Genomic DNA, 2,120 nt, shown 5'->3' on the forward strand with positions numbered 1-2,120 from the left:
GGTGGGAGCGGCGTGACGGAACTTAATTTCAAGGGCAAAGAATTCGTCTACAACCACCATTTGGCGGTCCCTTTTCGGCCGCTGGTGCCCATCGCCGAAAAGGGCATCGGGCAAGTGGCGCTCGATGGAAATTTGATCATCCATGGCGACAACCTGCACGCGCTCAAGGCGCTGTTGCCGATTTATGCCGGCAAGGTGGACTGCGTCTTCATCGACCCGCCCTACAACACTGGCAATGAGGGCTGGGCTTACAACGACAATGTCAATTCCCCGATGATCAAGGAATGGCTATCGGCCAATCCTGTCGGCATCGAGGACGGACTGCGCCATGACAAATGGTGCGCAATGATGTGGCCGAGATTGCGGTTGCTTTATGAACTCCTTTCGGAACACGGCAGCCTGTGGATGACGCTGGATGATAACGAAGTTCATCGGGCGAGGTGCCTACTAGACGAAGTATTCGGAGCCGAATGTTGTGTTGGCCAGATAGCGTGGCAAAAGCGAACCTCTCGTGAAAATCGGGCAACCCTTTCGCCAAGCATCGACCATTTGTTGGTCTATTCGAAGCCGCTACCGGACACTTGGAAGCGCCGTCGAAACCTCCTATTGCCGACAGAAAATGGTTACTCAAACCCGGATAATGACCCCCGTGGGGAATGGGCGTCCATCCCATTTTCTGCCCAAGGATTTCGTGAGAACCAAGTCTATCCCATCACCACCCCAACGGGCGTGAAGCACCATCCTCCCAAGGGCCGGTGCTGGGGCGCCACCGAGCCTGAATTTGAGAAATTGAAGGCAGATGATCTTGTCTATTGGCCAAAGGGCGGCAACGGCAAGCCAAGAATTAAACAGTTCCCGGATTCTGCCAAAGGGCTCGTCCCGCTAACGCTTTGGCCAAGCAGCGAAGTCGGGGACACTGAGGAGTCCAAAAAGGAACTGTTGGCGATCTTCTCGGATCGCGAGACGGTTGATTTCCACGCGCCGAAGCCGCCTGCGTTAATCCAACGCGTCCTACAGATTGCAACAAAACCTGACAGCATCGTGCTGGATTCGTTCGCTGGAACGGCTTCGACCGCTCACGCGGTTCTGAACCAGAATCGAGTAGATGGCGGCAAACGCCAATTCATCTTGGCCGAGATGGAAGACTATGCAGACACGCTCACTGCTGAACGTATGCGACGCGTAATCAACGGTTACAATTTCAGCGGCACACAAAAGACCGAACTCTTGCGCGAAAGCCTCAACTGGCGCGCGATCGTCAAAGCCGATGACCTAGTCCATCGGATTGACGGAATCGAGAACCTGGAAGCGCATCGCTTCGACCGAATAAGAAAGGAAATCAAGGATGGCGAACTCGTCGTTACGGGCGAAAAGACCGTCGCTGAGCATGCTGAAGGGTTAGGCGGAACCTTCACCTTCTGCACGTTGGGCGAACCAGTCGAACTCGACAGGGTACTAACCGGCGAGGCTTTGCCGGGCTTTGCTGCAATCGGCGCGGCGCTCTATCATATGGCAACCAACCGTGCGGCGGATCTCGCGGCAATGGTCGAGGCCGACTTTTATCTTGGCGAAACCGAAAGTCAGCACGTCTGGCTGATCTATCGCAATGACCTCGAATGGCTGAAGTCCCCCGACGCAGCGCTCACGCTTATGCGGGCCAAAGCATTTACTGAAGCAAAGTCGGGCAAGAAGCATCTGGTTTTTGCACCGTCGCGCTTTGTTAGCCAGAAGCTGCTAGACGAGCAGAACATCCCCGTCGAGTTCGTGCCATTGCCCTTTGCACTTTACCGCATCGAGCGGATGTAGCCGATGCTGCGCGAACTCGACTATCAGGCCCGCGTTCTTGAAACCCTCGAAACCTACCTCGATGCCTTGAAGACCAAGAAAGCGGAGGCAGACGAAATCGAGGTCATCGCCAAGGGTAAGCCACATCTGAAATTCATGGTCCCCGACTTTACCAAAGAAGCTTGGGACACGTTGAAAGCAAAGGGCAAGTTGCCTGCCTCACGGGTCGCCATCGACTATTCGCCGCGGCTCGACGGTATCGGCCGATCCGTTCCCGATGTGGTGCTCAAAGTGCCCACCGGTGGCGGCAAGACGCTCCTCGCTGTCAATAGCCT

At 55.5% G+C, this 2,120-nt stretch carries 1 protein-coding gene and 1 pseudogene; both read left to right on the forward strand.

The window, feature by feature from the left end; translation table 11 throughout:
* Positions 1-1,806 (forward strand): site-specific DNA-methyltransferase (locus tag EOA36_RS34155; protein ID WP_210212444.1); only part of this gene is annotated, 1,806 nt, incomplete at its 5' end.
* A gap of 3 nt (positions 1,807-1,809) precedes the next feature.
* Positions 1,810-2,120: pseudogene (locus EOA36_RS34160) on the forward strand (type III restriction endonuclease subunit R); the annotation flags it as partial.

This window comes from Mesorhizobium sp. M8A.F.Ca.ET.021.01.1.1, from assembly GCF_003998025.1.
Classification (GTDB): Bacteria; Pseudomonadota; Alphaproteobacteria; order Rhizobiales; family Rhizobiaceae; genus Mesorhizobium.